Source organism: Brachybacterium huguangmaarense, assembly GCF_025725725.1.
Taxonomy (GTDB): Bacteria; Actinomycetota; Actinomycetes; order Actinomycetales; family Dermabacteraceae; genus Brachybacterium; species Brachybacterium huguangmaarense.
In genome coordinates this window covers 1435251-1458893 of sequence record NZ_CP107020.1, presented here as the reverse complement: position 1 = coordinate 1458893, position 23643 = coordinate 1435251, and the positions used below count along the sequence as shown (strand labels likewise).

Below are 23643 nucleotides of genomic sequence, written 5' to 3'. Positions count from 1 at the left end.
CAGGAGGATCCGGATGCAGGGTAGGCACGGTCATCTCAGCCGGGAGCAGAAGCAGCTCGCGCTCAGGCTGCACGGGAAGGGCTGGCGGCTGGTCGACATCGCGAAGGAGATCGGCTGCAGCGCGCCGATGGTCGGCATCATGGCCCGCACCGGCAGGCACCTTGACGCCAGGCCGTTCGGGTGGGAGCCACGTCAGGGCTGTCTGACGATCGACGAGCGCGAGCAGATCCTGCTGGGCATCAATCGCGGCGATACCTTCACCGCGATCGCCGAGCAGCTGGGGCGTGCGATGTCGACCGTCAGCCGTGAGGTGAAGCGCGGTGGGGGTCGCTGCGGCTACTCGGCGTGGCGTGGTCATGAACGTGCCCGCGAGCAGGCGCGCCGACCGAAGCCGTTCAAGCTTGCGTCGGGCCGGCTGCTCGAGGAGGTTGCCAGCCGGCTGGAGCAACTGTGGTCACCTGAGGAGATCGCGGCGCGCCTACGGTTGGATCACGCCGACGACCCGGAGATGCGCGTGAGCCACGAGACGATCTACCAGTCGCTGTTCGTGCAGGGCCGAGGCGAACTGCGCCGTGAGCTGGCGCGGTGCCTGCGGTCCGGAAGATCGGCCCGCAAGCCCCGCCGAACCACGGACGGTCGCGGCCGCATCCCCGGCATGGTCATGCTCAGCGAGCGCCCCGCAGAAGCCGACGACCGCGCCGTGCCAGGCCACTGGGAAGGTGATCTCATCCTCGGCGAGGGCAGCCGCAGCGCCATCGGCACGCTCGTTGAGCGCTCGACGCGAATGACACTGCTGCTGCACCTGCCCGACGGCAAGAGCGCCGAGCAGGTCGAGGCCGCGATGCGCGCCGCAATCAGCAAGCTGCCGTCCTCGTTGATCCGAACGATCACCTGGGACCAAGGCGCGGAGATGTCCAAGCACGCCGCGTTCTCCATCGCCACAGGAATCCCGATCTACTTCTGCGATCCCCACTCGCCCTGGCAGCGGGGGAGCAACGAGAACACCAACGGCCTGCTGCGCCAGTACCTACCCAAAGGCACCGACCTGAGCGTCGTCAGCCGCGAGGAGTTGGACGCGATCCAGGACAGCCTCAACGGACGCCCCCGCAAGACGCTGGGCTATCTGACACCATCAGAGAAGCTCGCAGAGTTCCTTGCGCCCATCGCTTGAATCCGCCCCTCCGTGTGCGAGCACGGGTTGAACTCGCGGTAGACATGAACTCCGATGACGCATGCGCATCCGAGTGACGCGAGGAGCACCGCGGCCAGAATGACGGCGATCGTGGACCGAGATCGTGTTCCTGGGCTCATGTCAGCCCCTCTCGCTCTCACGCGTTCGCGCGCAGAGGATCGCCGCCGATTCCTCACTGCGCAGCCAATGGCCGCGCTGATATGCCGTCGGCGAGGGCGGCTCGCTCCACACCCAGGTGGACCCGTCCGCGGCGAGCACGCAGATGAGGTCTCCGTGCAGCACCAGCTCGTAGACCTCTGCGTCAAGCGCATCTGCGACATCGATGGTCAGGAAGCTCTCGTCATCGAGCAACGCCACGGCCGGAAAGCTCATCCCGCTCGGCGCACCCGCGCCTCCATGTCCTTGCCGCCGTCCTCCTGACACATCACCCGTCCGAGCACGGACACCGGCAAGGCTCATCGCAGGCTCCTTCGCCCACCGGCGGAAACACCGCCGCTCCACCCCTCCGAGGCCGGAGATTGGGCACATCGTGACCTATGAGGGGGCGCCCCGCCAAACCGGGATCGGCCTCGGGCCGACAACCCACCCCGCGCATCGCCCTCCGCCCCATGCCTCAAGTGCCCGCCGGGCACCGCACCCGCCCCTACAGTGTGCTCATGTCCTCCCCTTCCCCGCGCCGGCGCGGGGGCGCCCCGGCGTCCCTCCGCTCGCAGATCCGTGCCTTCAACCTGTGGGACGGCGGCATGTCGGCGTTCTCCTCGGTGATCCTCACGTTCGTCTTCGCGACCTACGTGACCAACGCCGTGGCCTCCGAGGGCGCCGTCGGCGACGCGGCCATCAAGGCGGCACGCGACCACGGCTCGACGGTGCTCTCGAGCGCGCAGTCCGTCGCGGCGGTCGCGATCGCCCTGCTCGCCCCGCTGCTGGGCAACCTCGCGGACACGGGCGGCAAGCGGAACCTGCTCCTGCGCGTCACCACGGTGGGCACCGTCGTGACCGTGGCCCTCATGCCCTTCGTGCGGCTCGACGCCGACTACCTCGTGCTCGGTGCCGTGCTGATCGCCGTGGCCCTCACCTTCTCCGAGCTCGCCGGGGTGTTCGTCAACTCGGTGCTGCCGCAGATCTCCACCCCCGCCGACCGCGGGCGGATCTCCGGCACGGCCTGGGCCGTCGGCTACTGGGGCTCGATCGGGTGCCTCGCGATCGTGCTCGTCGGCTTCGTCATGCCGGGCACGGGCCTGCTGGGAATCACGGGCGAGGACGGCTGGAACCTGCGCGCCATCCCGATCTTCACCGCCGTCTGGATCCTGCTGGGCACCCTCCCCCTCATGCGACGGGCTCCCGCGACACCCCGACCCCCCGAGGCCCGGCGCTGGACGCCCTGGCAGGGCTATGCGGAGATCGGGCGCCGCATCGCGGGCGCGTTCCGCCACGAGCCCGTCATGCTGCAGTACCTCGTCGCCTCCGCCGTCTACCGCGACGGCCTCGGCGCCGTGTTCTCCCTCGCCGGGGTGCTCGCGGCCGGCGCCTACGGCTTCTCGACCACCGAGGTCATCATCTTCGGGATCGCCGCGAACCTGATCGCCGGGTGCGGGGTCTTCCTGGGCGGCCGGGTCGACGACCGCGTGGGCTCGCGCGCCGTCATCATCACCGGATGCGCGGGCATCGTCGTGATCGGCACGGTGATCCTACTGGTCGACTCCGCCCTCGTGTTCTGGGTGTGCGGGCTCCTGATCTGCCTGTTCGTCGGCCCCGTGCAGTCGGCCTCGCGCAACCTGCTCACGCGCCTCTCCCTCCCCCAGCGGGAGACGGAGAACTTCGGGCTCTACGCGACCACGGGCCGGGCCCTCGGGTTCCTCGGCACGGGCGCCTTCGCCCTGTCGGTGACGCTCTTCGGCGACACCCGCATGGGCATCCTCGGCATCCTGGTGGTGCTCGCGATCGGGCTGGTCGCCTTCGTGCCCATCCGGCTCGGCGCCGCAGGCCGCCCGGTCCCGGTCAGCGCTCCCGACCCGGCTCGATGACGGTGCGGTGGAAGCCCAGGTAGGACCGGGACGGGGTGGGCCCGCGCTGGCCGAGGTAGCGGCTCTGGTTGGGCCCCGTGCCGTACGGGTGCTCGGCGGGCGAGGACAGCCGGAAGAAGCACAGCTGGCCGATCTTCATGCCGGGCCACAGGGCGACGGGCAATGTCGCGACGTTGGACAGCTCGAGCGTGATGTGCCCGGTGAAGCCCGGGTCGATGAAGCCGGCCGTGGAATGGGTGAGCAGCCCCAGCCGGCCCAGCGAGCTCTTGCCCTCGAGCCGCGCGGCGATGTCGTCGCCCAGGGTCACCTGCTCGTACGTCGAGGCGAGCACGAACTCCCCCGGGTGCAGCATGTACGGGTCCGCGGGGTCGACGGCGATCTCCCGCGTGAGCTCGGCCTGCTCCTGGGCGGGGTCGATCATCGCGTACTTGTGGTTGTCGAAGACCCGGAAGAACCGGTCGATGCGCACGTCCACGGAGGCGGGCTGGATCATCGAGGGGTCATAGGGGTCCAGGCGCACACGCCCGTCGTCGAACGCGGCGCGGATGTCTCGGTCGCTCAGCAGCACGGGCACAGGCTATCCCAGCGTTTTCGTGATGTGCGGCGAGCGGGCTACACTGGTCCCCGCACGCTTCCGGGCGTGCCGCGCGGGTGTAGTTCAATGGTAGAACTTCAGCTTCCCAAGCTGACAGCGCGGGTTCGATTCCCGTCACCCGCTCCCTTCGGAGCCTCGCCTCCTGCCCGCCCCGCCGCAGACCCTCAGGACCCCAGCACCACGAGCAGGGCGCCCGCGTAGGCGTCCTCCGCGTGCGGCGCGCGGATCTCGCGCACCTGGCCCTCGCCGTCGAGCACGCTCACCGTGAAGTGCCCCTCCGCATCCCGCACGAGGGAGCCGAAGCGCTCCCCGAGGGCCTCGCGCAGCTGGTCCTCGCGGGGGATCCAGATCGCCTCGTGGGGCTCGATCGCGTCGAGCGCCCACTCGGTCGTCCCGTTGAAGCGCAGGAGCGGCTCGCCCCGCCGCCCCACGGCGCGTTCGACCACCATCGAGGACAGCATGAACGCCTGATCGCGCAGCAGCTCGGCGTCGATGACGAACCAGTCGCCGTCGGCGGGCTCCCATGCGAGGCCGCGATCGCGCAGACGGGTGGCGACATCGAGATCGATCATGCGACCCAGTCTAGGAGCGCGGCGCGCGGGCGGATGGAAGAATGCTCCCCATGCCCAAGATCATCGGCGGCTCCCTCGAGGAGCATCGGCTGCAGACCCGCGCGCGGATCTTCGCCGCGCTCGGCGACCTGATGGAGTCCGAGGACTTCGAGGAGCTGACGTTCTCGCGCATCGCCGCGGCCGCCGGGGTCGGCCGCACCGCGCTGTACAACCACTTCCCCGACAAGGACACCCTCCTCGTCGAGTTCGCGATGCACGAGACCTCGAGCTACCTCGACCGGCTGCGGGAGGGCATCGCCGGCGCCGGCTCGACCGTCGAGGCGATCGAGCTGTACGTGCGCACCCAGGTGAGCCTGCGCGGCGCCTTCCACATGCCCTCGAGCCGCGGCGGCGCCTCGCTCGCCCCCGAGACCGCACAGCGGATGCGCGAGCACGTCGTCATGATCGAGGACGTCCTGCGCCAGATCCTGCTGCGCGGCATCGCCGCCGGCGAGCTCGCCGCGGACCTCGACGTGCCCGCGACCGTGCGCATCGTCAACTCCCTGCTGATCGGGCGCTCGACGATGCCCGACCACGAGGTCGACGCGCTCGTCGCCTTCGTGGTGCGCGGCCTGGGCGCCGCCCCCCGCGCCTGAGCCTCAGCGCCGCGAGCGGCGCCGACCCGACGTGGCGGGCTTCTTCGTCAACGCCGACTTCTTCGACGTCTCCCGCCGGCCACGCGCGGAGCGGGGCACGACGACCTCCTCGCGGTCGGACTCGTCGTCGCCGGCGAACGCGTCCCAGTCCGTCGCCTCGGCCTCGGTCTCCTCGACCCGGCGCCCGAACAGCGGCTCGTCGAGATCCTCCGCGAAGTCCTCGAGGTCGGGCTCGGGCACCGAGGCGGTGACCGAGCTCGCCACGATGACGACGAGCAGCGCGACCACGGCGATGCCCCAGCGCAGGTAGACGCTCGTGCCGTTGGTGGGCAGCGAGACGAACGCCCCGATCCCCATCACGGTCACGAGCGACGTCGTGATCGCGGCCGGCAGGGCGAGCTGGCCGATCGCGGCGCGCAGCCCGGTGCCGAGCACGGCGTTGCCGAGCGCTGCCGAATGGCCCCACGAGCCGCGACCGCCGTAGCGGCCGGTCTCGATCACGTCGACCGCCGAGCGCATCGAGGCGTCGGCCGCGCCGGTCCACACCGCGAGCACGAGGGCCGTCAGGACCACGCCGCCGAGGTAGCCGGGCAGGGCCGCCGCCCCGATCCCGAAGCCCACGAGCACGGGCATGACGACGGCGATCACGAGGGGCGCGACGGCGGCCTTGCGGGTGAGGGGGGTCAGCTCGGCGAGGTGCACGCGGCCGGTCCCCTTCTCGAGCAGGGCCGCGCGCGTGTCGATCACCGCGGTGGCGCCGATGCGCCGGCCGGACTCGAGCAGGGAGGTGCCCACGAACAGGACGGTCGCGATGCCGATCGCGATGCCGGCGAGGCCGAACACGGAGCCCGGCGTCATGTCGTGCATCGCCCGGTCCTCCCACAGGCTCGAGGCGCGCGCGGAGGCGTAGATCGCGTTGGTGACCGGCGCGAGCACCGCGAGCGCGGCGAGCACGGCGGCGACCTGGATGCCGGTCCCGGCGGCGACGTCCGCCGAGCGGGTGGCGTCGCGCAGGGGCTGCTCGGAGCCGGCGCGGTCCCCGAGGGACGCGGCGACGTGCACGGCCGCATGGCCCGCGACGACGATGAGGGCGCCGAGGCCGGCATAGGCGACGAGCAGCAGGGTGAGCATGCCGATGCCGCCCGCCGTCACGCCGAGCGCCACGAGGCCGACGACGAGCACGACGACCACGAGGGCGGCTGTCGTGCCGGCCGAGCCGAGGGCCGTGAGCGCGCCGAGGGCGCCGCCCGTGCGGGAGGTGCGCGCGATCGCGAGCGTCGGGGTGTTGCGGCGGTCGGCCGCGTAGGAGACGAGGGCCTGGGCGACGAGGGCCAGGACGGCGCCCACGGCGACCGCGACCGCGACCACCACGGCCGGGTTCACGCCGTAGATCGCGATCGTGTCGAGGATGGTCCGCGAGCCCGCGGACTCGTCGGCCTGGGACAGCATCGTGGAGAACTGCTGGGCGGCCTGCTCGATCTGCGGCTCGAGCTCGCTGCGCGCCACCGGGTCCCCGCCCGTGAGGGCCGCGTCGGTGAAGGTGTCGAGGCCGACCTTCGCGAAGCGCAAGGACTTGTACGTCGTGGGCAGCCAGAACACGACGGTGGCCGCGAGCGCGCCCGCGCCCACGATCGACGGGATGAGCGCCCCGAGGCGCAGGGTCTCGCGCTCGCTGCCCTCGGTCCCGAAGTGCGGGAGCACGGCCACCAGGAGCGCGACGAGCATCGCGATGCCGCCGCCGAGGAGCGGCACGATCATGCCCTCGACCGTGAGGACCGCGACGCCGATCGCGATGCCCGCGGCCAGCACGGCGGCCGCGACCGCGACGATCTCGGCGGCGCGGGCGGGTCCGCGCCGGAACAGGGCCGACAGGCGCGTGTGCACGGCGCCCGGGTTGTCCTCGGCCTCGCGGTCGAGCTCGTTCTCGTCGGCGCCCCCGAGCAGGGCGGAGGCGTCGGCGGCGATGTCGGTGAAGGACGTGGTCACCCGCGCCGAGAGGGCGAAGACCGAAGCCCCGAGGGCGAAGGCCAGCAGGGACGTGCCGGCGTCGCCGCGCAGGAACCACACGATGACGGCGACCGGGACGACCGCGAGGGCGAGCGTCGAGGCGATCAGCAGCGCGCCGATGCGGGAGATGCCGCGGCGCCGCGCCTCGCCCTCGAGGGCGAGGGCCGGCACCAGGATGCCGGTGGCCCGCCAGGCGGCCGCCGCGCCGGCGAGGATGCCGACGAGCATCATCGCCGACCGCAGCACCCGGACCTCGAGGCTGCCGGGCACGAGCAGCAGGAGCAGCAGCACGGGCACGCCGATCGAGAGCGCGGTGCGCACGGCGGCCGACAGGAGCGCTCCCAGGCGGGTGCCGAGGTCGGGGTCGAGGCCCGCCGAGTCCTCGTCGCGCGCGAGGCGCCGCGGCACGACGGCGCCGAGCACGACGGAGGCGACGCCGACGAGGGTGACGGCGAGCAGGGTCCAGGCGATGTCGTCGCCGAGCGGGTATGACGTGATGACGTCCACGTGTTCTCCTGTGCGGTCAGCCCAGCAGGGCGAGGTCGAGGCCGTCGGCGCCGCCGTCGGCGACGCGGACCGGCACCCCCCAGTCCTGCTGGTGCATGTGGCAGGCGGGGAACTCGACGGCGGGGTCGGCGTCGCACGAGGCGGCGCGGGCGCTCACGTGGAGGACGCCCTCGGGATAGGCGGGGTCCAGCTCGATCGTGCGCGTCATGGCGGTCGACGTGCCGCCGCCGGAGCGCAGCATCGCGGCGGGCGTGGTCGAGATGCTCACCTGGGTCGACGGGCCGAGCGACTCGTCCAGCTTCTGGCCCTCGGGCGGGGTGAACAGGACCCGCACCGCGAGCGTGCCGGCAGCGATCTCGGTGACGGGGCGCTCGGACTGCTGGGCCCCCTCGTCCACGTGGCGTTCGGCGGCCTTGGCGATGGGCACCCAGGTCAGACGGTTGGCGCCGGACTCGACGACGGCGAGCTGGTCGATCCCGTCGACGGGCGGCACGACGAGGGCGTCGGAAGGCTCCGACAGGTCGGTCGCGACGGTCACGACGGTGCGCGCGTCGAGGTCGAGCAGGCGGATCGAGCCGTTGTACGTGTCGGCGACGGCGACCCGGCCGTCGGGCAGCACGGTCACGCCGAGCGGATGCTGCAGGCGAGCGGTCCCGAAGGCGCCGTCGACGTGCCCGAAGTCGAACAGCCCCTCGCCCACGAGCGTCGTGACGGTGAGGTCCTGCGGGTCGATCACGCGGATCGCGGAGGTCTCGGAGTCGGCGACGACGAGGCGGCCGTCGGCGAGGGGGGCGACGCCGGAGGGCTGGGCCCACCACGAGCGCACGAGGTCCCCGTCGACGAGGCCCTCGTGGGTCGTGCCGGCGAGCACCGCGAGGGTCCCCGCGACCGGGTCGAAGGTCCAGATCTGGTGGATGCCCGCCATCGTGATGACGACGGCGCCGAGCGCGTCGGACCAGGTGAGGTCCCACGGAGTCGACAGCGCGAAGCCGAGCGGGTCGCCCTCGCCGGCGGGCAGGGGCGCGCCCTGCATCCACTGCTCGCCGGTGCCCGCGAGGGTCGTGACGGCGGTCGCAGTGCGTCCGCGCAGGAAGCGGTCGTGGCCGAGGGCCACGCCGCGCAGGCGGTTGCCGGCGGTGTCGGCGACCACGAGGTCGTAGCCCACGCGCTCGGCGACCTCGTCGGGCAGGACCGCGATGCCGTTGGGCTCGGTGAAGGTGGCCTCGGGGCCCTCGCCGTCGTCGTGCCCGCGCTGGCCGGCGCCGATGATCTCGTCGACGGTCGCGCCGTCGGGGCCGAAGATCACGAGCCGGTGCTGGCCGGTGTCGGAGACGATGACGCGCCCGTCGCGCAGCTCGGCGACCTTGGAGGGGAAGCGGAGGGTCTGGGGGGTGCGCTCCTCGAGCACGGTGGGCGCGGGGCCGCGTCGCAGCGAGCCGTCGACCTCGCCCTCGGCGACGAGCCGTGCGATCACGGCGTCGAGGTTCTCGGCGTGCCCCTCCCCCGACATCGACGCGGCGATGCGCCCGTGCGTGTCGAGCACGACGAGCGTGGGCCAGGCCTTGACGCCGTACTCCGACCACGTGCGCAGCTCGGGGTCGTCGATCACGGGGTGGGCCACCTCGTAGCGCTGCACGTTCGCGGCGAGCGCGTCGGGGTCCTTCTCGAACTCGAACTTGGGCGAGTGCACGCCGACGATGACGACCTCGTCGGACCACGAGTGCTCGAGGGGACGCAGCTCCTCGAGCACGTGGAGGCAGTTGACGCAGCAGAAGGTCCAGAAGTCCAGGACGACGATCTTGCCGCGCAGGTCCTCGAGGGAGAGATCGACGCCCCCGGTGTTCAGCCAGCCGCGGCCGCGCAGGGCGCTCGCGCGCACGCGGGCGTCGTCGGGTGAAGAAGTCATGCGCCCCAGTGTGCCAGGTGGCCGATCACCGGCACCTGGACGGTCCGTCGCGAGCGCGGCAGTGCTTGTGCCGTCGCCGTTGTCGTGGCCGTCGCCGTCACCGTCGCGTGCGCGGCCACGAGTCGATCCACGCGAGCAGCGCGGGGTCCTCGAGGGACGTGAGCGTGAGGTCGGCGAGCGAGAGGTCCTCGCCGTGGGACGGCACGGCGATCAGCCGCAGCCCTGCGGCGACGGCGGCGCGGGCGCCCGTGCGGGAGTCCTCGAAGGCGAGGGCCTGGGCGGCGTCGGCGCCGAGCGCCGCGGCGCCTTGGGCGTACATGTCGGGGAAGGGCTTGCCCCGCTCGACCGTGTCGGTCGACTCGAGGGCGCTGAAGTGCTCGATCAGGCCGGCCCGGGTGAGCTTGTCCACGAGGGCGTCGTGCCACGAGTTGGAGGCGCACGCGATCGGCACCCGGGCGGCGGCGGCCGCGACGACGGCCTCGGCGCCCGGCATGAGGCGCAGGTCCGCGGCGAGCGCCGCGATGAACTCCTCGCGGGTCTCGGCGAGCACCCGCTCGTAGTCGGCCCCTGCGGCGCGCGCCATGATCGCGGCGGCGTCCTCGAGGGTCGAGCCGACGATCGCCTGGGCGTCGGCCGCGTCGAGCTCGGTCCCGAGCCGGTCCAGGATCACGTCCTGGGTCTCGTTCCAGACGGTCTCGGTGTCCAGCAGCATGCCGTCGCAGTCGAACACGACGGCGCGCGGCGACCAGTCGCCGAACACCTCGGCGAAGCGGCTAGGGGCGGTCGCGGTCTCGGTCATCGGCGGGTCTCCCAGGCGTCGATCCAGGCGTGCAGGTCGGGGTCCTCGAGGCTGCTCAGGGTCACGGCCGCCTCGGGCTCCTGTCCGGGCAGGGAGGGCACCGCGATCAGGCGCAGGCCTGCCGCGGTCGCCGACCGGGCGCCCGTCTCGGAGTCGTCGAGGGCGAGCGTCTGCGCGGGGTCGGCGCCGAGCAGCTCGGCGCCGCGCGCGTAGAGGTCGGGGGCGGGCTTGGGGTGCTCGACGTCCTCGACCGCGACGCTCGCGTCGATCAGACCGACCAGGCCGAGGGCCTCGAGCTTCTCGTCGAGCATGGCGCGCGGCGAGTTCGAGGCGATCGCGACGGGCACCTTGGCGGCGGCCGCGCGCACCGTCTCGAGCGCCCCGGGCATGACGATCAGCTCGGCCCCGGCCTGCTCGGTGTGCAGGGCCAGGAGGTCCTCGGCCACGGCGTGCGCGTCACGGCCGACGGTCTCGGCGATCGTGGTGATCACCGTCTCCATGCTGCGTCCCGTGATGCGGCGCCGGACCTCGGGCTCGAGGGCCGCCCCGTGCGAGGCGAGATAGGCGTCCTGCAGCTCGATCCAGGGGGACTCGGTGTCCACGAGCAGGCCGTCGCAGTCGAAGACGACGGCGAGCGGGGTCCAGGCGCGAGGGGGCCACGGCAGCAGCGGTGAGGTGCTCATCGCCCCCAGCGTATCGGGCCCGGCGCCGGGGTCTCACGCGAGCGCGGCGAACCCCCGGTCGAGGTCGGCGAGGATGTCGTCGATGTGCTCGAGGCCCACGGACAGGCGCACGAAGCCGGGCTCGACGCCCGCGGCGCGCTGCTCGTCCTCGCTCAGCTGGGAGTGGGTGGTCGAGGCGGGGTGGATGACGAGCGAGCGGACGTCGCCGATGTTGGCGACGTTGGAGTGCAGGCGCAGGGAGTCGACGAAGCGGCGCCCGGCCTCCGCGCCACCGGCGAGCGTGAAGCCGAGCACGCTGCCCGCGCCGCGCGGCAGGTAGCGCTGAGCCCGCTCGTGGTAGGGCGAGCCGGGCAGGCCCGCCCACGAGACCGACTCGACGTCGTCGCGCGCGGCGAGGTACTCGGCGACCCGCGTCGCGTTGGCCACGTGGCGCTCCATGCGCAGCGGCAGGGTCTCGAGGCCCTGGGCGATGAGGAAGGCGCTGTGGGGCGCGACGGCGGGGCCGAGGTCGCGCAGCAGCTGCACGCGGGCCTTGATGGCGAACGGCGTGAGCGGGCGCGGGAGCTGGGTGTAGACGAGGCCGTTGTACGAGGCGTCGGGCTCGTTGAAGGTCGGGAACCGCTCCGGGTCGGCCGCGAAGTCGAAGGTGCCGCCGTCGACGATCGCGCCCGCGATCGTGGTGCCGTGGCCGCCCAGGAACTTCGTCGCCGAGTGCACGACGATGTCGGCGCCGTGCTCGAGCGGGCGCAGCAGGTAGGGCGTGGCCACCGTGTTGTCGACGATGAGCGGCACCCCGGCCTCGTGGGCGATGTCGGCGACCTCGCGGATCTGCAGGACGTCCTGGCGCGGGTTGGGGATCGTCTCGGCGAAGAACGCCTTGGTGTTCTCGCGCGCCGCCCGGCGCCACGCGTCGAGGTCGTCGGGGTCCTCGACGAAGATCGGCTCGATGCCCAGGCGCGCCAGGGTGTGCTTGAACAGGTTGAACGTGCCGCCGTACAGGCTCGGCGAGACGACGATCGAGTCGCCCGCGCCGGCGAGGTTGAGGACCGCGAGCGTGATGGCGCTCTGCCCGGAGGAGACCAGCAGGCCCAGGGCCCCGCCCTCGAGGGCGGCGATCCGGTCCTCGACGGCCGCCTGGGTGGGGTTGGTGATGCGCGTGTAGATGGGCCCCAGGTCGGCGAGCGCGAAGCGGTTGGCCGCGGTCTCGGCGTCGGGGAACACGAAGCTCGTGGTCTGGTAGATCGGCAGCGCGCGGGCTCCCGTGGCGGGGTCCGGCTCCTGGCCGGCGTGGATCGCGAGGGTCTCGAAGTGCAGGGGCTGCTCGGTCATGGCGATCCTTCTCTCGCGCGGGCACGGTGCCGGCCGATGCCGACCGTCCGGCACAGGGTGCCTGCTCCCGGGTCCGGACCGGCAACCCCTGTGAACGTGCGTGACATCACGGCGTTCGGTCCGCGCCGAGGGCGAGCGTCCGACCGCTCCAGCGGCTGCGCAGCCAGCGGTCGTGGGAGGCGATGACGACGCTGCCCTCCCAGTCCTGCAGCGCACGCTCGAGGCGGGTCGCGACGTCGAGCGCGAGATGGTTGGTCGGCTCGTCGAGCACGAGCAGGTCGGGCGGGTCGGTGAGCACCGCGGCGAGCGCGACGCGGCGCACCTGCCCGCGCGAGAGATCTGCGAGCGGGCGGTCGAGGTCGCGCGGGTGGAGCAGCCCGAACAGCTCGGGCGTCGCGTCGGGGACGAGATGCGCGGCCGCGGTCAGCAGGCGCCGCGGAGAGGCCGCCGGGTCCAGGCGCTCGTCCTGGGCGAGATGGCCGATGCGCAGCGCGCCCGGGCGCTGCACGCTCCCGCGGTCGGGCTCGAGCGTGCCGGCCAGGACCGCGAGCAGGGTCGACTTGCCGCTTCCGTTGGCCCCGGTGACCAGGAGCTTCTCGCCGGCCGAGAGCGCGAGCGAGACGGGGGCCAGGCGACCGTCGACGGCCACGTCGCTCCCGGCGAGCAACACGCCGCCGCGGGCGCCGCGCCGAGCGACGGGCAGCCCCGTGAAGTGCAGCTCCGCCGGGGGCTTGGCCACCTGCTCCGCCTGAAGCACCTCGAGGCGGCGACCGGCGTCGCGGACCCGGCGGGAGACGACCGTCGCGTTGCGGTCGGAGTAGAACTTCTTGGCGCCGCGCGCCTCCGTGCGGGGCCCGCGCCCCTCGTGCCCCACCTGGTGGGAGTCCTTCTGCAGGGCCCGCAGCCGTGCGAGCTCCTCCTGCTCGTCGCGGAAGCGGCGCTCCCAGCGCTCGCGCGCCGACAGTCTGGCGAGCAGGTAGTCGGTGAAGGTGCCGGTGTAGGCGGTCGCGCCCGGGGCGGGGCCGTCCAGGGGCCCCGGGGCGGGGTCGAGGTCGATCTGGGCGGTCGTGGCCCGGTCGAGGAAGGCACGGTCGTGGCTCGCCACGAGCACGGGCCCGCGGTGGCGGGCGAGCAGCGCGGCGAGGAAGTCGGCGCCCGCGTCGTCGAGGTGGTTGGTGGGCTCGTCGAGCAGCAGGGTGGTCGGCGCGGTGATGAGCAGGTGGGCCAGGGCGAGGCGTTCGCGCTGGCCGCCCGAGATCCCGCCGAGCGGCCGGTCGCGGGGCAGCTCGGCCAGGCCGAGGCCCGCCACGATCTCCTCGGAGCGCCGCGGGGCGTCCCACACCTCGGCGAGCGTGGCCCGCGCGAGCAGCTCGTCCCAGCGCCCGGCCGCGGCGGCGGACCCCGGGGCCTCCGCGAGCTCGGCGGCCGCGCGGTCGAGCTCGCGCTCGAGCCGACGGGCATGGGCGAGGGCGTCGTCGATCACCGCGGCGATGCTCGTCTCGGCGGGGAAGGGCAGATCCTGGCGGAGCAGGCCGACCGGCCCGGGCGCCTCGATCGTGCCGCGGTCGGGGGTCTCGTCCCCCGCGATCAGGCGGAGCAGGGTCGACTTGCCGGCGCCGTTCTCGCCGAGCAGGCCGGTGGGGGTCCCGGCGGGCACGGTCATCGAGACGTCGGTCAGGACGCGGTGTGCGCCGTAGGAGTGGGAGACGCCGTCGAGGCGCAGGTGCAGGGATCGGGGTGCGGGCATGGATCGGCTCCGGGGTCGCGGGGCGGGCAGGGCGGGGGCCGATCAGATCCACATGGGCACCACTGTACGAGCGCCGGAGCACGGAGACGAGCGAATTCCTCCCGAAGGTCCTTGGCACCCGCCGCGATCCGGGCGACGATGGGGACATGTCCATCGGAAACTCGAAGCTCGCCGTCATCGGAGCCGGGGCCGTCGGCTCCTCCGTCGCCTACGCCGCCATGCTGCGCGGCACCGCCCGCACGATCGCCCTCTACGACGTCAAGAAGGCCAAGGTCGACGCCGAGGTGCTCGACCTCGCCCACGGCAGCCCGCTCGCCTCGGGCGCCCGGATCATCGGCGGCGACGACATCTCGTGCGTCGCCGGCGCCGACGTCGTCGTCATCACCGCGGGCGCCGCCCAGAAGCCGGGGCAGACCCGGCTGGACCTCGCGGGGGTCAACGTGGGCATCCTGCGCTCGCTCATGCCGCAGCTGCTCGAGCAGGCGCCCGACGCGGTCTACGTGCTCGTGACCAACCCGTGCGACGTGCTCACGGTCGCGGCCCAGGAGATCTCGGGGCTGCCCCGCGGGCGCGTGTTCGCCTCGGGCACCGTGCTCGACTCCTCGCGGCTGCGCTGGCAGATCGCCTCGGCTCTCGAGGTGTCGCCGCGCAGCGTGCACGCCACCATCATCGGCGAGCACGGGGACAGCGAGTTCGGCCTGTGGTCGACGGCCACGATCGGCCAGGTGCCGCTGCGCGAGTGCCATGGCGAGCACGGTCTGATCGACTTCACCGACGACGTGCTCGACGAGCTGGGCCGCGAGGTCGCGCAGGCCGCGTACACGGTCATCAAGGGCAAGGGCGCGACCAACCTCGCGATCGGCGTGAGCGCCGCCCGCATCGCCGAGGCGGTGCTGCGCGACGAGCACGCCGTCCTGCCCGTGTCCACGGTCCTCGAGGACTACAAGGGGATCTCGGGGGTCGCGATGTCGATCCCGTCGGTGGTCGGGATCCGCGGCGTGGTCCGGGTGCTCGACATCCCCATGGAGGACAAGGAGCTCGCGCGCCTGCACGCCTCCGCCGACGCGCTGCGCGCGGTCCAGGCCGACCTGGGGCTGTGAGGCCCCGCCGGCGCCTCAGCCGAGGCGCCGGTCCTCGACCGAGGCGCGCGTGCGCCGGAGCGCCTCGCGCCCGAGGTCGGGCAGCTGCCGGGCCACGGCGACGAACACGCAGTCGATGACGGTGAGCTGGGCGATCCGCGACGCGGTCGCCCCGGAGCGGAACGCCGACTCGTGCGCGGCCGTGAGCAGCACGGCGTCCGCCTCCTCGATCACGGGGCTCGCCGGGGAGTTCGTGATCGCGACGGTCACGCTCCCCCGCTCCCGCGCGATCCGCAGCGCGTCCACGACGTCGACCGTGCGGCCCGTGTGGGACAGGCCGATCGCGACGTCGCCCTCGCCCAGGAGCGCCGCGGTGGGCAGCGCGTCGTGGCTGTCGACGTGCGCCGTGCACAGCAGGCCGATGCGCGCGAGCTTCTGCTGCAGGTCGGTCGCGGCGAGGCCCGACGCGCCGACCCCGAACACGGCGATCCGGCGCGCACCCAGCACGTGGTCGGCGACGGCGCCCAGCACCTCGAGGTCGAGCACCCGGGCGGTGTTGCCCACGGCGCGGGCGTCGGCCGTGGCGATCTTGCCGACGACCGCCGCGAGGTCGTCGGCGGGGTCGATGTCGCCCTCGTACACGGTGCGCCCGCTGCGCTCGCGCGCGACGGCGGTCTCCTCGGCGAGGCGGAAGCGGAAGTCGCGATACCCCTGGTAGCCGAGCTCGTGGGTGAGCCGCACGACGGTGGCCTCGGAGCAGCCGGCGGCGCGTGCGAGGTCCCCGATCGTCATGGCGCCGGCCCCGGAGGGATCGGCGAGGACCACCTCGGCGATGCGGCGCAGGGCCGGCTGGAGGTCCCCGAGGTGGCCGCGCAGACGGACCGTGACGGGCCCGGCGGGCACGGGGCTCGTCACGACCGGTCCTCGGTCAGGCGGGCCACGGCCGTGCGGATCCCCGCGGGGTCCCCGCGGCGGCCGGGGTCGGGACGCGCGGCGGCCGCGGCCTCGCGCGCCCGCTCGACGTCCGCCCCGGACAGCAGGGCCACGAGGGCGACGCGCACGCTGCCGTCGGCCTCCTCGAGCGTCGCGGCCGCCGTCCCGGCGCTCGCGCCGGTGGCCTGCACGAGCATGCGCACGGTGCGCGCGAGCAGCTTGTCGTTGGTCGGGGACACGTCGATCATGAGGTTCTCGTAGGTCGTGCCGAGCCGCACCATGGTCGCCGTCGACAGGGCGTTGAGCGTCATCTTCTGCGCGGTCGCGGCCTTCATCCGGGTCGAGCCCGTGACCACCTCGGGGCCCACGTCGAGCAGGATCGCGAGGTCGGCGTCGGCGGCGAGCGGGGCGCGCGGGTTCGCCGCGATGAGCGCGGTGGCCAGCCCCCGCCCGCGCGCGGCGCGCAGTGCGCCGCCCACGTACGGGGTGCGGCCGCTCGCGGCGAGGCCGATCACGACGTCCCCGTCCTCGCAGGCGGCGACGAGCGCGGCGCCGGCGCCCTCGTCGTCCTCGGCCCCCTCGACGGCGCCCGTCATCGCGGCCGGCCCGCCCGCCAGGTGCGCGCAGACCATGTCCTCGGTCGCGTGGTAGGTCGGGGCGAGCTCGACCGCGTCGAGCACGCCCAGGCGGCCCGACGTGCCCGCCCCCACGTAGTGGACCGTGGCGCCGCGGTCGATCGCGGCGACGCACACGTCCACGAGGCGTGCGATCGCCGACGCCTGTGCCTGGACGGCGACGGCGACGCGCGCGTCCTCGGCGAGGATCAGGTCCACGAGGGACGGCGCGTCGAGGGTGTCCAGGTGCATGCTCGCGGGATTGCGCTCCTCGGTCGGCGAGGCGAGGTCGACGAGGGCGTGCCACGCGGGCGGCCCAGGGGTCGGTGCGGTCATGGATGCTCCTGGGGGTCGGTGGAGAGGAGAGGGGCTGCCGGGGCGTGCGCGCGGGTCACCGGGTGCCGGCCCGGATCATCGCATCGACGGCGGCGCCGAGCATCGCCGGGCCGCCGCCGAGGGCGAGCACGCGACGCTCGCAGTCGGGCGCCGCGCCGGGCACGCCCGTGTGCACGACGATCGCGTCGGGACGGTCGGCGAGGACCGCCGCGAGCGCCCGCGCCTCGTCGGCGTCGGCGCGGGGCAGGCGGGTCAGGACGAGGGCCGTGTCGGCGGTCGCGACGTCGTGCGCGTCGTGCGCCGCGGCGGCGTCGTAGCCGCGCGAGCGCAGCTCCGAGACGAGCACCTCGGGACGCGGGCCCGCGGCGTGGTCGGGGCGGGCCCGGGCGTCGACCACGCTCACCCGCGGCCCGACGAGCACGGCCCGGCGCAGCTCGACGGCACGGGCGGCGGCGAGGGCGCCGATCCGGCGGGCGCCCTCGAGGGCCTCCTCGCACGAGGGTGCCGGGACGGCCGTGCGGCGTGTGCGCAGGAAGCGCACGTCCCGCCGGGCTTCGACGGCGCGCCGGTGCAGGACCTCGCGGTCGAGGCGACCGCTCGCGACGGCGCCCGTGATCGCCCCGTGCGCCTCGCGCAGCATCTCCTGGCCGTCGCGGCTGCCCGCGCGTCCGAGGCACAGCAGGTGCGCGCCCGCCTCGATGGCCCGCACGGGGGCCTCGAGCGGGCCCGGGTCGGCGGCGACCGCCGCCATGTCGAGGGCGTCGGTGACCACGAGCCCGCTGTACCCGCCCGAGCCCGAGACCTCGTCGAGCAGCGGACGCGACCAGGGCGAGATCGAGGCCGGGCCCTCCCCCAGGGCCGGCACGAGCAGGTGGCCGGTCATGACGGCGTCGAGCCACGGGGCGAGCGCCCACGGCTCGAGGTGCTCGCGGCGCAGCTCGTCGGCGGGCAGGTCGATGCGGGGCAGGGCGGTGTGGGAGTCGACGTGGGTCGCGCCGTGGCCCGGGAAGTGCTTGCCGCACGCGCCGACGCCGGCCTCGCGCAGCCCGCTCGTGAGCGCCCGTGCGTGGCGGGACACGAGGTCGGGGTCGTCGCCGAAGGAGCGGGTGCCGATGACGGGGTTGCGCGGGTCGGTCGAGACGTCGAGCACGGGGGCGAGGTCGAGGTCCACGTCGCACGCGGCGAGCAGGTCGCCGAGGGTCCGGCCCACCCGACGGGTCAGGTCGACGTCGTCGATCCTCCCGAGCGCGCACGCCGTCGGCAGCGAGGAGCCGGTGCGCGCCTGCAGCCGGGTGACGTCGCCGCCCTCCTCGTCGATCGCGACGAGCAGGTCGGGGGCGATCGCGTGCAGGGAGCGTGCCAGGTCACGGCACGCCGCGGGGTCGGGGGTGTTCGAGCCGAACAGGACCACGCCGCCGAGGCCCTCGCGCAGCGGGGCCCCGAGCCAGGCGGGCACCTCGGGCCCCTCGAAGGACGCGAGCAGCACGCCGAGGGCGTCGGCGTCCCAGGCGGATGCGGATCCGGCGTCCCGCACCCGACGTGCGATCATGAGAGCTCCTCAGGGCGAAGGATGAAAGTGCCTTCGATCCACCTGTTGGTCGAGTGAAGTTACCACGACAAAGGGGGCGTTGTGAACGACGCCGCGAATCCAGGTCCCCCGCCGGTGACCGGGCCGGGCGCCCTGGTCCTGGCCGCCGACATCGGCGGCACCTCGAGCCGGATCGCGCTGGGTCCCGTCGGCCCCGTGCCCGAGCCGGTCCTCGGGCCCGGCTGCAACATCCGCTCGAGCGGGCCCGACGCGCTCTCCTCCCTCGTCTCGACGATCCGGACGGCCCTCGCGGGCCGCCACGGCGCCGACGTCGGCCGCGCCGTGCTCGCCGTCTCCGGTGCTGGTCCCGCCCGCCACGCGGAGATCACCGACGCGGTGCGCGCGCTGCTCGCACCGCTGGGCATCGCGCCCGAGCGCGTCGAGGTGACCGACGACCAGCACGCGGCCTTCCGCTCCGGCGACGTCGGCGAGGACGGCGTGCTGCTGCTGTCGGGCACGGGCGCCGTGGCGGCCCGCTTCGAGGGCGGTCGTCTGGTGCGGCGCGTCGACGGCATGGGCTGGCTGCTCGGGGACATCGGCTCGGCCGTGTGGCTGGGGCGTCACGTGCTCGAGGCGGTCGCGGCCGACATCGACGGACGGCGCCCGCGCACCGCCCTCACCGAGGCCCTCGGCGACGTGCTCGACCTCGAGCTGCGCGACGGGATCGACACCCCGACGGGCGACGTGCGCCAGGACCTCATCCGCGCCCTCGACGGCCTCACCCCCGCCCAGTGGGGACGCTTCGCCCCGCTGCCCGGCCAGACCCTGCCCGACCCGGTCTCCCGGAAGATCCTCGACCGGGCCATCCGCGCCCTGAGCCAGAACGTGCGGCGTCTGGACCCGGGCGCGGAGCTGCCGCTCGTGCTCGCGGGCTCCGTGCTGTGCAGCGGCGGCCCCATCCGCGACGAGCTGATCTGCGGCTTCGAGGCCGCCGGCCACCCCGCGATCGCGATCGCGCCCTCGGGGATCGAGGGCGCGTGGCTGCTCGCCGGGGGCCGCGCGGCCTGAGCGCGGACCGTACAATCAACGGGTCTGCGACCCCGTCCGGAAGGCCCCTCCATGTCCGATCACCGCGACGACTCCGTCCCCACGCGCGAGAAGGTGCTCGTCATCGGCGCGGGACCCGCCGGGCTGGCCGCCGCCGCCGCGCTGCGGTCCGTGGGCCTGCCCTTCGACCTGGTCGACGCGGGCCATGACGTGGGCGGGATCTGGAACGGGGAGGAGGGCTCCCCCGTGTGGGAGGGCATGCACCCGCTGTCCTCGAAGGAGCTCACCCAGTTCGAGGACCTCGTCATGCCGGCCTCGTTCCCCGCCTTCCCGAGCCCCGAGCAGCTCACCAAGTACCTGCGCGCCTATGCCGCGCGGCACCACCTGACGGAGCACTTCCAGCCCGGCACGACCGTGCGCCGCGCCGTGCCCTTCGACGACGGCGTGTGGCAGGTGGAGCTCTCCACCGGGCAGATCGGCGTGTACCGCGCGGTGATCGCCGCGACCGGCACGAGCTCCCGCCCGCACCTGCCCGGCTGGGCCCGCGACCGTGAGCCGACGGGCGACGTCCGGCTCGTGCACGCGCGTGACTGGCACGGCCCCGAGGGCCTCGAGGGGCGCTCCGTCCTCGTGGTCGGCTCGGGCCAGTCCGCCGCCGACATCGCCGTCGACGCCGCCTCGCGCGCCCTCGAGGTGCGCTGGTCGGTGCGCACCGGGCACTGGATCGTTCCCCGCACGATCGCGGGCACGCCCGGCGACGTCGCGGCCTCGCGCGAGCCCGCCGTGCTCGGCGCGCTCAACGAGAAGGTCGCCGAGACCGTCGTGCGGCGCGTCGCGGGCGATCCCGCCGCCGTGGGCCTGCCGCGCCCTGCGGCCGGCCTGCTCGAGGACCGCGTGATCGTCTCCGACGACGTGATCGGCCGCATCCGCGAGGGCCGCATCGCCCCGATGCCCGACGTGACCTCCCTCGACGACGACGGCACGGTCGCCTTCGCCGACGGCCGCACGTGGGCGCCGTCGGTGATCGTGCTCGCGACCGGCTACGAGGACGGCGTCGACGCGCTCGGCGAGGGCGTCGTGCCGCGCACCGCCTCGGGGGCCCCGGACCTCTTCCTGGGCGCCTTCCCGCGCGGTCGCGACGACCTCGCGGTGCTCGGCCAGGTGCGCGTCACGGGCGGGATCTGGCCCGTGCTCGCCCAGCAGGCCGACCTCGCGGCGCTGTTCCTGCGCGCCGCGGTCGACGGCGACGCCGCGGCCGAGGGCTTCCGGCGTCTGCGCCGCGGGAGCGACGACGCGGTGCCCGTGCGGCCGGCCTCCGAGCGGTCCGAGGGGTGGCGGGGCCGGATCGCCGAGCGCCTCGACCAGGTCCAGGGCGCGGCGCGCCGCCGCGCCCTGCCCCCCCGGGTGACCGAGCCGGGTCAGCTGCCGTTCGCGGACCGCGAGGACCTGCTCGCGCGCCTGCGCACCGTGCGCTCGCTGTTCGAGGACCGCGCCGACCGCGCCTGAGCGAGGGCCGCGGCGGACGTCCAGACGACCGCCCACGCCACGAGCGCCCAGCCGGCGCGCTGCTGATCGGCGAGCGCGTCGGCGAGCCACGGCCTGCCCGTCGCGCCGAACCACGAGGGGGCGACGACGCGGTCCCCGAGGGCGAGCACGAGACCGCCCGCGACCAGCACGATCCCGGCCGCGGGCGCGGCCCGGCGGTCCGCCGCGATCGCGGCGCCGACGAGCACGCCGCACGCCGTCGCGCCGACCACGAGCGCGAGGTGGGCGACGTGGGAGTCGAGGGTGAGGCGCACGAGCGGCGTCACGTAGGCGGCGCCCGCGAGCACCACGGCGAGGGCCGCGACGAGCACCCCCGCGCGCCGCGGCGGGCGCCAGGACCAGGCCGCGCCGAGCAGCGGCCCCACCACCGTCAGCAGCAGCACGTGCTGGGCCAGGTGCGCCGAGAACAGGACCTTGCCGTAGACGGCGAGCGGCCCGCACTGGACGACGAGGGCCGCGATCAGCGCGACCACGAGCAGGATCGTGCGCGGCCGCGCGCGGCGCGGTGCGGTCGGCCACCACCAGGCGAGCGCGATCGCGCAGCAGGCCGCGAGGGCGAACACGTCGGGCCGCCACGCCGTCGCGACGGCGCCGAGACCGGGGGCGGCGGGCAGCGGGTAGCCCGTGAGCAGCTCGGCGAGGTCGCCCGGGGCGGTGGCCGCCGCGGCCGGCGGCGGGGAGCTGCTCATGGCGGCGGCGAGCGCGACCGCGAGCCCCATGAGCGCGAGCTCGAGCAGCGCGAGACGGCGGAACAGGTGACGGTCCAGCGGGCGGCCCTCCGCGCCGGGGGCGCCGGCCGCATCGGCCAGGAGGCGGCGCTGCACGACGCCGGCGCCGCCCAGCAGCGCGAGCAGGAGCGCCTTGACGAGGGCGAGCTGCACGTAGGCGCTCGTGACCACGTCCCCGATCCCGTTCATGCGCACGGCGAGCGCCCAGACGCCGCTGGCCCACAGGGCCGCCCAGCACACGAGGGCGAGGCGGGAGTAGCCGCGGACCACGGCGGCGTCGTCGCGGGGGCCGTCGGGCAGGAGCTGGAGCACGGCCAGGCCGCCCACCCACACGCCGACGGCGAGCAGGTGGACGAGCATCGTCGAGGTCGCCGTCTCGTGGCTCGCCGTGCCCGCCGCGTGCCCCGTCATCGCCTTGGCCAGGAGGCTTGCGCCCGCCGCGACCGTGACCGCGCGCGCCGTCGCGCGCGAGCTCCCGCTCACGGCGACGACGGTCGTGACGGCGGCGAGCACGAGGCTCGCGAGCAGCCACGCGCCCAGGTCCGTCGTGAGATAGACGCCGAGGTCGGAGCCGAAGCGGTCCGAGCCGATCGGCTGGCCCGTGGCCACGGCGTAGGAGGTCGCGATGAGCACGAGCTGGGCGAGCGTCCACACGCCCGCGGCGATCGCGACGACGAGCAGGGCGCGGGTCCGGTCGGCGGTCGAGCCCAGCACCCAGCCGCCGAGCACGGCGCCGCCCAGCACGAGGGCCCCGGCGAGGTCGGCCACGAGGGAGGCGACGGGGCCGCCGTGGCGCGCCGCCGCGCCCGCGTCGGCGAGGATCGTCGCGGCGGGCCCGCCCGCCGCGTCGGCGGCGAGCACGGAGACCAGGGCGAGCACGGCGAGCGCGACGACCACGCCGGTCGTCGCGATCCCGCGCGTGCGGCGGGACGTCATGAGGCGAGCGCCAGGCCGGCCCACAGCGCGGCGAGCCCGGTGCCGGCGCTCAGCATGAGGTAGCCGACGGCGATCACTGCGGTGCCGTGGCGCGAGAGGTTCACGACCTCGAGGGCGAAGGTCGACAGGATCGACAGGCCCCCGCAGAACCCGGTGGCCAGGAGCAGGTAGGCGGTGCGGCCCACCCCGCCGGCCGCCGTGCCGAGCTCGGTGACGAAGATCCCGAGCAGGAAGCAGCCGAGCACGTTGGCCGCGAATGTGGCCCACGGGACCCCGAGCGTCGACCGCATCCTCGGCGAGCGCCGGGAGAACACCGTGAGGCCCCAGCGGGCGAGGGTGCCGGCGGCGCCGCCCACGGCGACCGCGAGCAGGTGCACGACAATCATGCGCTCACCCGCTTGCCCAGCAGGCGACCCGCGGCGATGCCGAGCACGACGGCCCCGAGCGCGACGACGACGGTCGCCATCCCGTACTCGAGGCCCACGAGCGGGAAGTCCGCGCCGATCATGGCGCCGACCTGCAGCACGACGGTCGAGACGGCGGTGAAGGCGCCGCACAGGCCGATCACGACGAACGGCTCGAGCCAGCGGGGGGCGCGCGGGTGCACCTCGATCAGCCCGGAGACGAGCCCGACGCCCAGGCAGCCGACCGCGTTGGCCAGCCAGGTGGCCCACGGAATCTCGACGAGGGTGGGGGTGATGGTCGAGGGCAGGGCGAGCTCGAGCACGAAGCGGAGCACGGAGCCGAGGGCCCCGCCCCCGGCGACGAGCAGGGCCGTCTGCCGGGTGGTCAGCGGCGCGCGACGGGGGCGGCGGGCGCCGCCGTCCTCGCCGAGGTCCGCCGGGGACAGCGCCGCCATCTCCACGGTGTGCATCCGTGGATCGTCACGGCGGGGCAGCGG

The 23643-nt window shown here is 74.6% G+C and carries 21 protein-coding genes and 1 tRNA gene; 7 read left to right on the top strand and 15 right to left on the bottom strand.

Annotation, left to right across the window (positions count from 1 at the left end; all coding sequences use genetic code 11):
- Positions 1-13 precede the first annotated feature (13 nt).
- Positions 14-1171 carry an IS30-like element ISPfr16 family transposase gene (locus BRM3_RS06420; RefSeq protein WP_263595251.1) on the top strand — a complete coding sequence of 386 codons (1158 nt, stop codon included), beginning with the start codon at positions 14-16 and terminating at the stop codon, positions 1169-1171.
- Between the two features lie 141 nt (positions 1172-1312).
- Here the strand turns inward: BRM3_RS06420 and BRM3_RS06415 are convergent, their stop codons facing one another.
- Complete coding sequence (locus BRM3_RS06415; RefSeq protein WP_263595250.1) at positions 1313-1564, bottom strand: hypothetical protein; 252 nt, start codon at positions 1562-1564, stop codon at positions 1313-1315.
- Between the two features lie 284 nt (positions 1565-1848).
- Between BRM3_RS06415 and BRM3_RS06410 the strand changes: the two genes are divergently transcribed.
- Complete coding sequence (locus BRM3_RS06410; protein ID WP_263595249.1) at positions 1849-3216, top strand: MFS transporter; 1368 nt, start codon at positions 1849-1851, stop codon at positions 3214-3216.
- Here the strand turns inward: BRM3_RS06410 and dcd are convergent.
- Positions 3191-3784 (bottom strand): dCTP deaminase, encoded by a 594-nt coding sequence (gene dcd, locus BRM3_RS06405; RefSeq protein WP_263595248.1) that lies wholly within the window; start codon positions 3782-3784, stop codon positions 3191-3193. The two genes, BRM3_RS06410 and dcd, sit on opposite strands and share 26 nt — an antisense overlap.
- A 79-nt stretch (positions 3785-3863) precedes the next feature.
- Here dcd and BRM3_RS06400 point away from each other — a divergent pair.
- A tRNA-Gly gene (locus BRM3_RS06400) sits at positions 3864-3934 on the top strand.
- 41 nt (positions 3935-3975) lie between these two features.
- On the opposite strand, the gene BRM3_RS06395 is transcribed toward BRM3_RS06400, so the two are convergent.
- The gene (locus tag BRM3_RS06395; protein WP_263595247.1) at positions 3976-4383 is read right to left on the bottom strand and encodes a hypothetical protein; all 408 of its coding nucleotides are present in this window, start codon (positions 4381-4383) and stop codon (positions 3976-3978) included.
- Positions 4384-4433: 50 nt separating this feature from the next.
- Here BRM3_RS06395 and BRM3_RS06390 point away from each other — a divergent pair, with 50 nt between their 5' ends.
- Positions 4434-5018, top strand: a complete 585-nt coding sequence (locus tag BRM3_RS06390; RefSeq protein ID WP_263595246.1) for a TetR/AcrR family transcriptional regulator — start codon at positions 4434-4436, stop codon at positions 5016-5018.
- Between the two features lie 3 nt (positions 5019-5021).
- On the opposite strand, the gene BRM3_RS06385 is transcribed toward BRM3_RS06390, so the two are convergent.
- The 6 genes from BRM3_RS06385 to BRM3_RS06360 all read right to left on the bottom strand — a co-directional run bounded on the left by BRM3_RS06385 (position 5022) and on the right by BRM3_RS06360 (position 13996).
- Positions 5022-7532 (bottom strand): sodium/proton-translocating pyrophosphatase, encoded by a 2511-nt coding sequence (locus BRM3_RS06385; RefSeq protein ID WP_263595245.1) that lies wholly within the window; start codon positions 7530-7532, stop codon positions 5022-5024.
- Between the two features lie 16 nt (positions 7533-7548).
- Positions 7549-9438 carry a thioredoxin-like domain-containing protein gene (locus BRM3_RS06380; protein WP_263595244.1) on the bottom strand — a complete coding sequence of 630 codons (1890 nt, stop codon included), beginning with the start codon at positions 9436-9438 and terminating at the stop codon, positions 7549-7551.
- A 97-nt stretch (positions 9439-9535) separates the two neighbouring features.
- A complete protein-coding gene (locus BRM3_RS06375; protein ID WP_263595243.1) occupies positions 9536-10237 on the bottom strand; it encodes an HAD family hydrolase in 702 nt (233 codons plus the stop codon).
- The gene (locus BRM3_RS06370; protein WP_263595242.1) at positions 10234-10920 is read right to left on the bottom strand and encodes an HAD family hydrolase; all 687 of its coding nucleotides are present in this window, start codon (positions 10918-10920) and stop codon (positions 10234-10236) included. The genes BRM3_RS06375 and BRM3_RS06370 overlap by 4 nt, the downstream gene beginning before the upstream one ends.
- Before the next feature lie 33 nt (positions 10921-10953).
- On the bottom strand, positions 10954-12249 hold the full coding sequence (locus BRM3_RS06365) for a bifunctional o-acetylhomoserine/o-acetylserine sulfhydrylase (RefSeq protein WP_263595241.1): 1296 nt from the start codon (positions 12247-12249) through the stop codon (positions 10954-10956).
- A 106-nt stretch (positions 12250-12355) separates the two neighbouring features.
- On the bottom strand, positions 12356-13996 hold the full coding sequence (locus BRM3_RS06360; RefSeq protein WP_263595240.1) for an ABC-F family ATP-binding cassette domain-containing protein: 1641 nt from the start codon (positions 13994-13996) through the stop codon (positions 12356-12358).
- A 146-nt stretch (positions 13997-14142) separates the two neighbouring features.
- Between BRM3_RS06360 and BRM3_RS06355 the strand changes: the two genes are divergently transcribed.
- The gene (locus BRM3_RS06355; protein ID WP_263595239.1) at positions 14143-15096 is read left to right on the top strand and encodes an L-lactate dehydrogenase; all 954 of its coding nucleotides are present in this window, start codon (positions 14143-14145) and stop codon (positions 15094-15096) included.
- A 15-nt stretch (positions 15097-15111) separates the two neighbouring features.
- Here BRM3_RS06355 and BRM3_RS06350 read toward each other — a convergent pair whose 3' ends face one another.
- From BRM3_RS06350 to BRM3_RS06340, 3 genes are read right to left on the bottom strand one after another with little or no spacing between them, the layout of a single operon-like run.
- Positions 15112-15990 carry a MurR/RpiR family transcriptional regulator gene (locus BRM3_RS06350; protein WP_263595238.1) on the bottom strand — a complete coding sequence of 293 codons (879 nt, stop codon included), beginning with the start codon at positions 15988-15990 and terminating at the stop codon, positions 15112-15114.
- Positions 15987-16958, bottom strand: coding sequence for an N-acetylmuramic acid 6-phosphate etherase (locus tag BRM3_RS06345; protein ID WP_263595237.1), 972 nt, complete (start codon positions 16956-16958; stop codon positions 15987-15989). Before BRM3_RS06345 ends, BRM3_RS06350 begins: the two co-directional genes overlap by 4 nt.
- Positions 16959-17013: 55 nt before the next feature.
- Positions 17014-18507, bottom strand: a complete 1494-nt coding sequence (locus BRM3_RS06340; RefSeq protein WP_263595236.1) for a glycoside hydrolase family 3 N-terminal domain-containing protein — start codon at positions 18505-18507, stop codon at positions 17014-17016.
- 114 nt (positions 18508-18621) lie between these two features.
- On the opposite strand from BRM3_RS06340, the gene BRM3_RS06335 reads away from it, so the two are divergent.
- Positions 18622-19554 (top strand): N-acetylglucosamine kinase, encoded by a 933-nt coding sequence (locus BRM3_RS06335; RefSeq protein ID WP_263595235.1) that lies wholly within the window; start codon positions 18622-18624, stop codon positions 19552-19554.
- A 51-nt stretch (positions 19555-19605) separates the two neighbouring features.
- Positions 19606-21039: a flavin-containing monooxygenase gene (locus BRM3_RS06330; RefSeq protein WP_263595234.1), complete on the top strand. Its 1434-nt coding sequence runs from the start codon at positions 19606-19608 to the stop codon at positions 21037-21039.
- Here BRM3_RS06330 and BRM3_RS06325 read toward each other — a convergent pair.
- The 3 genes from BRM3_RS06325 to BRM3_RS06315 are packed head-to-tail and all read right to left on the bottom strand — an operon-like array spanning position 20952 to position 23616.
- Complete coding sequence (locus BRM3_RS06325; protein ID WP_263595233.1) at positions 20952-22742, bottom strand: bifunctional copper resistance protein CopD/cytochrome c oxidase assembly protein; 1791 nt, start codon at positions 22740-22742, stop codon at positions 20952-20954. The genes BRM3_RS06330 and BRM3_RS06325 overlap by 88 nt on opposite strands.
- Positions 22739-23128, bottom strand: a complete 390-nt coding sequence (locus BRM3_RS06320) for a fluoride efflux transporter FluC (RefSeq protein ID WP_263595232.1) — start codon at positions 23126-23128, stop codon at positions 22739-22741. The genes BRM3_RS06325 and BRM3_RS06320 overlap by 4 nt, the downstream gene beginning before the upstream one ends.
- The gene (locus tag BRM3_RS06315) at positions 23125-23616 is read right to left on the bottom strand and encodes a fluoride efflux transporter FluC (protein ID WP_263595231.1); all 492 of its coding nucleotides are present in this window, start codon (positions 23614-23616) and stop codon (positions 23125-23127) included. The genes BRM3_RS06320 and BRM3_RS06315 overlap by 4 nt, the downstream gene beginning before the upstream one ends.
- Between the last annotated feature and the right edge of the window lie 27 nt (positions 23617-23643).